Genomic DNA, 8059 nt, shown 5'->3' on the forward strand with positions numbered 1-8059 from the left:
TATAAATTTCTTTATGTAATTTATTTTATATACTTATTATAGTTTTTAGATTAAACAAAGTCAATGAAATTGCTTAAAATAATTTATGTAGTTACATAAACTTAACCTTTTCTTAGATATTAAAATACACCTTTAAAAGTTAAATTTAACTTTCAAAGGTGTATTAAACAAAATATTTTAAATATTTCTATTTTCTAAAAACTTTTTACCAACTTCTGGGAATAGTGCATAAGTCAACACGTCTTCATCACTTTTTGCCAAGTTTCCTATTTCATTTTTTGCTTCTTCAAATCTAGGTAATAAGTGGTCAGCTGGTCTATCTTTAGTTACTGGAGCATCTCCTATTATTGACTTTCTAAAATCTTCATCTATTTCTACTGGCGGCTTTCCATAATTTCCCTTTAGATACTCTTTTATTTCTGTAGGAACCATTTTATATCTCTCACCCAGTATTATGTTAAATGTAGCTTGAGTTCCAACCATTTGACTCATTGGAGTTACTAGTGGTGGATAACCTAAGTCTTTTCTAACTCTAGGTATTTCCGCTAATACTTCATTGTATTTTTCAAGTTTTTTTAAGCCTTCAAGTTGAGTATATAAATTAGATAACATTCCACCTGGAACTTGATAAATTAAGCCCTTTGGATCTATTGACAACATTTTAATTGGAAGTGTTTTATCTTCTATATACTTCTGTTTAACTTTTTCAAAGTGATCTGCTATTTCTTCCAACTTGTCTATTTTTAGTGATGTGTCATATCCCATTTCCTTAACTAACATATAAAGTGTCTCTGTAGGTGGTTGAGATGTTCCTCCTGAAAATGGTGAAATTGCAGTGTCTAATATATCAGCTCCTGCTTCAACTGATTTCAAATAAGTCATTGAACCCATACCAGTTGTCTCATGTGTGTGAAGCTCTATTGGTATAGAAAGTCTTCCCTTTAAATTTTTTACTAATTCATAGGCCTCATAAGGTGTCAGTATTCCTGACATATCCTTTATTGCTATACTGTCAGCACCCATTTCTGCTACTGTCTCACTTAATTTTGTAAAGTAATCAATAGTATGAACTTCTGAAACAGTATAACTTATAGCAACTTGTGCCTCTGCTCCAAATTTTTTAGTAGTCTTTATAGAAGTTTCTAAATTTCTAACGTCATTTAAAGCGTCAAATATTCTAATTATATCTACTCCGTTTTTTATTGAAAGTTCAATAAACTTTTCAACTATATCGTCTGGATAGTTTTTATAACCCAATAAGTTTTGACCTCTTAAGAGCATTTGAGTCTTTGTATTTTTCATCTTTGACTTTATATTTCTTATTCTCTCCCATGGATCTTCATTTAAAAATCTGATACATGAGTCAAAAGTTGCTCCACCCCAACATTCAACCGCTCTATATCCCGCTTCATCTATAAGGTCTAAAGCACCTTGCATATCTTCATATTTCATTCTAGTTGCCATTAAACTCTGATGTGCATCTCGTAATATTGTTTCTGTAAATTCAATTTTCTTTTTCAATTTTCCACCCCTCATTATTCACTATATTATATACTTTTTTAAAGTCATTATGCGATTTTAATAAATTAAAATTAAATTAGCATAACGTTTTAAATATTTTTTGTCTACTATATCTTAAATCTCTTCATTTTAAATTATACCCCAGCAATTCCCACTTTACTGCATTAAAACAACTAAAAAACACAATTTATATATATTTAAAAACTCTCTTAATTATATACTATTAAAGTAGTTTTATTCCCATATTTAGCTAAAAATATTAGTAAATTTTAAATAAAACATACCCAATATTTTATTAAATATCAGGTATGTTTTATAGCATTTTACATTTATTAACCACCAAATTTAAATTATGCAATTAACTTACATGTTCTAATACACGATTCCTAACTCTAATTTCTTCAGTGCTAGATGCATCATCCATAATTAAACCATGATTTTTCTTTTTTCTTGTAACTTGATCTATACAAACATAAGTAATAAAACCCTCTACATGTATTTCATTTGTCAATGCCGAAACTCCCTTAACATAAACTGTTATACTTGAATTTCCCAAGTGGACAATTTTTCCTGTAAAAGTAACTATGTCTCCTTTGGGAACTGGTTTTAAAAACTTAAACCCATTCATTGCCAAAAATACAAGCTCATCAGGATTTTTATAACTCATAGAAGCAGTCATAAATCCAGTTTCCGATAGCCAAGTAAGTGCCTTACCTACAAAAAGTGTTCCATGGTGATTTAAATCTCCCATAAGAACAAGTTGAGACGTACTAAATTCTTTCACAAAAAAACATTCCCTTCTTATTTTTATTAATTCCATTATACATAACGTATTCCAAAAAGTAAAGTCTTTTCCCGAAATATAAAATACTTTTCACATTGTAGAATATAAAAAAGAGAAAGTTTACACTTTCTCTTTTTTATTAATTATAAATAGCACTCCTGCAACAAATATAAAAGCTGAATAAATTAAGAAAATCATGTTCAATTTACCCATGTTTCCTCCTGAACTTGAAATTATGCTTCCCATCAGCTTTAATAATATAGAAGTAGTCATATATCCACCAAAGCCCAAGATACTGGTTATCAGTGCTCTCTTGTCTAAACGTGCATATTTTCCAACATAATAAAATCCTATTGAAGTCATTCCAGAGCTAAAAAATCCTAATAACAATAGTGTAAGCATTAGATAAACTCCACTTGACTGAACTAACTCTGTTCCTAGTAACACCCAAATAAAAGCATTGCACAGTGCAACTATTGAAACTAATTTTTTAGTATCAAATCTGTCACACATCCATCCCATTATTGGCGAGCCTAAAAAGTATCCACTGGAAAACATCAGCAATAAATTACTTGCACTTTCAAAGCTGAAATTATATCCTTCTGTAAAGTATGGAATAAACCATAAACCTTGAAATGATTGAACAGCTCCACTACAAGCAGTAAAAATAAGTATTAAGAGTACAAAGGAAGTATTTAATCCCAATCCTTTTGATTTTTGTAAATCATTTGACTTACTTTGCACTGTATCCATTTTAATGTTCTTAGTTAATCTTGCAATTACTATAGATAAAACTAAAGATAAGGCTGCAAAAATATAAAAACAAATTCTCCAACTAAAATGGTCAATAAAAATTTGCAGAGGTTTTGATGCAACTACAGTTCCAAAAGTTCCAAATGCCAGTAGTCCCCCTGTAAAAGTGCCCAGCTTTTCATTTTTAAACAACAGTCGGACAAAGCTTATAGCTGGGATATATACAGTTGATATACCTACACTTAGCACCATTCTAGCCAAGAGTAAACTTGTTGAGTTATTGGCTAATCCAAACAACAACGAACCTAGTGATGTGATTACAAGGCTTACTAACATTATTTTTCTAGGCCCTATTCTGTCGCATAGATGTCCACATGGAATTTGAATTATTGCGTATATAAAAAATAATACCGATCCCAAAGTACTAATAGTATCTATGGTTATGTCTATTTCTTCCATAATAGGTACTGATAGTACTGATAATGCCACTCTGTGAAAACTTGAAATAAAATATGACAGAGATAACACAATAAATAAAATAATTATTCCATTTTTCTTTGACCCCTCCGCTTTCTCCATTCCCTTCTTTCCTCCTATTTTATAGTATATAAAGATTTTTATATTGTGCTCTATTTTACCACACTAAATACTTTAATCAAGCTAAATTTGCATATAAAAAATTCTAGTAAAATGTTTCTGCACTTTACTAGAATTTTTTATTAATCTTTAACTACTGTACCTTTTGAATCGGGACTATTTGTATTTAAAAATTTTATAGTTATATTTTTTTCCATTACAGGAGCAATTGCATCTTTTTGATAGACTTCTGCTCCATCGTCAATAATTTTTGCAAGCTCACTATACTTTAAAGAAGGTATGGTTTTTGCATTATTATCTTTCCTTGGGTCTGAAGTCATTACTCCGTCTACATCTGTCCAGTTCTCATATATATTTGAGTCCAGAGCACTGGCTATAATAGAACCTGTAAAGTCAGAGCCTCCTCTGTTAAATGTTTTCACATTTCCACTTAAGTCTTTACCATAAAATCCCGGAACTACGTATTTTTTATTTAACTTTATCTTTTCTCTGATATTTGACTGACTCTCTTCCACATTTATTTCTCCAGCTTCATCAAAAGCTATTAACTCAAGAGCATCTATAAATTCATAATCTAAGTATTTTGCCATTAATTTGGCATTTAAATACTCTCCTCTGCTAATGATAAAATCTGGATCTCTAGAATCTTCTATGTCTTTAAAACACTCTTCTATTTCCAAGTAGATGTCTTCATTTAAATTTAAATCCAAGGAAATATCTTCAAATCTCTTCTTTACAGTTTCAAGTACCTTTGATATTTCAAAATTACAAATATTTAATTCTCTTTTTAAATTAGCTAGAATTTTATTTATTTTTTCTTGTCTCTTTTTTAAATCACTGGTTTTTATTAATAAATCCGTAACTTTTTCATCTTCATTACTTCTCTTTCCCGGTGCAGATACTACAATAACTCCCCTATCATCTTCAGATAAAATTATATTTTTAACTTTTGAAAATTGCTTTGCATCACTTAGAGAGGTACCACCAAATTTTGATACATTTTTCTGTTGAATTTCTTCAAGATGAAAGGGTGTTACTTGATATACACAGTAATTTATCCAATTTGAAAAAAATAAATTTCCCGCTGATCTCCATTTTACATTTATACCTTTTTCAGGAGTATCATCTTTATAGTAATTCCTTGGTACACTTACTTCCAGTCCCTTTTCTAAATCTCTTATATACTCACTGTGTAAAGTTTCTCTATCATACTCCCAATGTCCAAAAGAAAATATAAATCTGTTGTCTCTAGTTGTAACTAACCCAACTCCCGTATCTTCTCTACTTGCTAAAATTTTCAAATCTGAATGTTTTCTAACTTCTTTTTCCTTAACATAGGTGTGCCTTGATTGAGGAACTAAAAATTCATCATCAAATCCCTTTAATAACTTATCTTCTTCTAGTTTTTCGTATTCAAAAACTCCGAATATTTTTCCATCAACTACTTCATTTTTTATTCCATAGTAGTAGTAAAGAGCTGCTTGAGCTGCCCAGCAGATAAACATAGTTGAATATACATTAGTCTTTGCAAACTCCAATATATTTTTTAGCTCTTGCCAATACTTGATATTTTCATATTCTAATTTTTCAACTGGAGCTCCTGTTATAATCATGGCATCATATTTATTATTTTTTATTTCATCATAAGTTTTATAAAACTTATTTAAGTGTTCCATTTCAGTGTTTTTTGATTGGTGTGAACCCATACGTATTAAATCTAAATCAATTTGTAGTGCTGTGTTAGACAACATTCTTAAAAATTGTATTTCTGTCTCTTCCTTTTTGGGCATTAAATTCACAATAGCAATTTTAATAGGTCTAATATCTTGAGTTTGTGCTCTATTCTCACCAATTATAAATATTTGCTCTCTTTCTAAAACATCTTCTCCAACTAAATCTTTAGGTATTATTACTGGCATTTTCTCAACTCCTTACAACATTACTATATTTTTTTAAAAGCCTGATCCAAGTCTTCTATTATTTCATCTACATTTTCTATTCCTACAGATAATCTAACCATGTTTGGTAAAATACCTGCTTCAATTTGTGCCTCTTCGCTTAATTGTCTATGAGTCATACTAGCCGGATGAAGGGCATGAGTTCTAATATCTCCCACGTGAACTACTAAAGTTGTAAGTTTTAGATTATTAATCCACTTCTTTGTCTCCTCTGTTCCGCCCTTAACTCCAAAAGATATTATTCCACTAGCGCCTTTAGATAAGTATTTCTTACTTAACTCATAGTTCTTATTTTCTTCTAACAGTGGATAATTTACCCAATCTACCTTTTCTTGCTTTTCCAAATACTTTGCAACTTTTAGAGCATTTGTAGAGTGTTTATCCATTCTAAGAGCCAGTGTTTCAACTCCAAGATTTGTTAAAAAAGCATTAAAGGGGCTCATTGTAGTTCCTAAATCTCTCATAAACACTACTCTTGCCTTTGTAATATAAGCTTGCTCTTTAAAAGTTTCAGTATAACTTAATCCATGATAGTTTGGATCTTTATCAGTTAGACAAGAAAATTTTCCGTTATTCCAATTAAATTTCCCACTATCTACAATTATTCCACCTACACTTGTAGCATGTCCGTCTAAAAACTTTGTAGTAGAGTGTGTTATTATATCAGCTCCAAAATCAAAAGCTCTACACAGATAAGGTGTGGCAAAAGTATTGTCTACAATTAATGGAATGTTATTTTTATGTGCAACATTTGCAACTAATTCTATATCTAAAACATCTACTCCCGGATTTCCAATTGTCTCTGAAAAAATTAACTTAGTATTATCTTGAATTGCATTTTCTAATTCTTCAACATTATTTAAGTGAACGAATGTAGTTTTTATTCCAAACTTTTCTAAAGTAGAACCAATAAGAGTATAAGTTCCTCCATATAGGTTATTCATGGCAACTATGTGTTCACCTGCACTACAAATAGTTAAGATAGCCAATAGAGTCGCTGCTTGACCTGAAGAAGTGGCCAAGGCTCCAACTCCACCTTCCATTTGCGCTATTTTTTCTTCAAAGGCATTTACTGTTGGATTTGATATTCTTGAATACATATGCCCATCTTTTTCTAAATCAAATAGTGCTGCAACCTCATCCGCATCATCATATTTGTAAGTAGTTGATTGAAAAATCGGTAAAATTCTCGGCTCACCATTTTTAGGTTGATATCCTCCTTGTACACATAGCGTTTCAACTGTTAAATCTTTTAATTCTTTCATTTTTTACCTCCACTTTAAAATTTGCAATAAAAAAACTTCCATCCCAATAAGGACGAAAGTTAAACTCCGTGTTACCACCTTTATTCGTTACTATTTCACAATAATAACCTCTTCAAGTACTTCATACTCTATCGCTATAACGGGCGCCCCCGTAAATGTCTAAATAAATTCGACACTTCCCAAAAAAAGACCATGTTCCCCTATTGTCATTCTACTTCTCTCACCAACCGAAGCTCTCTGTGCTCATTTCAATAAAGTACTCTTCTTCTTATATAGTTTTATATATTGTATGTAATCTTACTACTTTTAATTTCTAAAGTCAACTATTAAATTAAATATATTTTATAAGTATAATAATATAGTTTTAAACAAAAAAACAAACCAATAAATTGATTTGTCTTCTAAATGGTGATCCATGCGCGATTCGAACGCGCGACACCCTGATTAAAAGTCAGGTGCTCTACCGGCTGAGCTAATGGATCAAATATTTAATTTTACGTTTTTCATAGAAAATTCTGTAGTTTTTACTACAGAATTTTGGCGGAGAGGGTGGGATTCGAACCCACGTGGGCTTGCACCCTAACGGTTTTCAAGACCGCCCCGTTATGACCACTTCGGTACCTCTCCACAGTATTAAATTGGTGACCCATGCGCGATTCGAACGCGCGACACCCTGATTAAAAGTCAGGTGCTCTGCCGGCTGAGCTAATGGGTCAAAATTTGGCTGGGGTGGCAGGACTCGAACCTACGAAATGCCAGAGTCAAAGTCTGGTGCCTTACCGACTTGGCTACACCCCAAAATGGTGCACCTAGGAGGATTCGAACCCCCGGCACACGAATTAGAAGTCCGTTGCTCTATCCAACTGAGCTATAGGTGCATAATATTTAAATTAAATTTTCTATTTGTTTTTATTCTATTTTTATTTCGACTTTTTATGGTGCACCTAGGAGGATTTGAACCCCCGGCACACGAATTAGAAGTCCGTTGCTCTATCCAACTGAGCTATAGGTGCATTTGGAGCGGGTGAAGGGAATCGGACCCTCGCAACCAGCTTGGAAGGCTGGGGCTCTACCACTGAGCTACACCCGCATGATGTATTTATTAAATTTTCTTGGTGGAGGAGAGTGGATTCGAACCACTGAAAGCTAAGCTAACGGATTTACAGTCCGTCCCCTTTGGC

At 32.0% G+C, this 8059-nt stretch carries 5 protein-coding genes and 7 tRNA genes; all 12 read right to left on the reverse strand.

Annotated elements, in window-relative coordinates; all coding sequences use genetic code 11:
* Positions 1 to 177 precede the first annotated feature (177 nt).
* Complete coding sequence (locus BUB47_RS08075) at positions 178 to 1521, reverse strand: oxaloacetate decarboxylase subunit alpha (RefSeq protein WP_234945652.1); 1344 nt, start codon at positions 1519 to 1521, stop codon at positions 178 to 180.
* A 358-nt stretch (positions 1522 to 1879) separates the two neighbouring features.
* Positions 1880 to 2305 carry an acyl-CoA thioesterase gene (locus tag BUB47_RS08080; protein ID WP_073185276.1) on the reverse strand — a complete coding sequence of 142 codons (426 nt, stop codon included), beginning with the start codon at positions 2303 to 2305 and terminating at the stop codon, positions 1880 to 1882.
* A 120-nt stretch (positions 2306 to 2425) separates the two neighbouring features.
* Positions 2426 to 3637, reverse strand: coding sequence for an MFS transporter (locus BUB47_RS08085; protein WP_073185265.1), 1212 nt, complete (start codon positions 3635 to 3637; stop codon positions 2426 to 2428).
* A gap of 140 nt (positions 3638 to 3777) precedes the next feature.
* A complete protein-coding gene (locus BUB47_RS08090) occupies positions 3778 to 5574 on the reverse strand; it encodes a homoserine O-acetyltransferase/O-succinyltransferase family protein (protein ID WP_073185266.1) in 1797 nt (598 codons plus the stop codon).
* Positions 5575 to 5597: 23 nt separating this feature from the next.
* On the reverse strand, positions 5598 to 6878 hold the full coding sequence (locus BUB47_RS08095; protein WP_073185268.1) for an O-acetylhomoserine aminocarboxypropyltransferase/cysteine synthase family protein: 1281 nt from the start codon (positions 6876 to 6878) through the stop codon (positions 5598 to 5600).
* Positions 6879 to 7284: 406 nt separating this feature from the next.
* A tRNA-Lys gene (locus BUB47_RS08100) sits at positions 7285 to 7360 on the reverse strand.
* A gap of 56 nt (positions 7361 to 7416) precedes the next feature.
* Positions 7417 to 7505: transfer RNA gene (locus BUB47_RS08105), tRNA-Ser, on the reverse strand.
* A 12-nt stretch (positions 7506 to 7517) separates the two neighbouring features.
* Positions 7518 to 7593 (reverse strand) — tRNA-Lys (locus BUB47_RS08110).
* A gap of 6 nt (positions 7594 to 7599) precedes the next feature.
* A tRNA-Gln gene (locus BUB47_RS08115) sits at positions 7600 to 7676 on the reverse strand.
* A gap of 3 nt (positions 7677 to 7679) precedes the next feature.
* Positions 7680 to 7756, reverse strand: a tRNA-Arg gene (locus BUB47_RS08120).
* A gap of 58 nt (positions 7757 to 7814) precedes the next feature.
* Positions 7815 to 7891: transfer RNA gene (locus BUB47_RS08125), tRNA-Arg, on the reverse strand.
* Between the two features lie 3 nt (positions 7892 to 7894).
* Positions 7895 to 7968 (reverse strand) — tRNA-Gly (locus tag BUB47_RS08130).
* Between the last annotated feature and the right edge of the window lie 91 nt (positions 7969 to 8059).

It is taken from the genome of Anaerosphaera aminiphila DSM 21120, assembly GCF_900129925.1.
GTDB lineage: Bacteria > Bacillota > Clostridia > Tissierellales > Peptoniphilaceae > Anaerosphaera > Anaerosphaera aminiphila.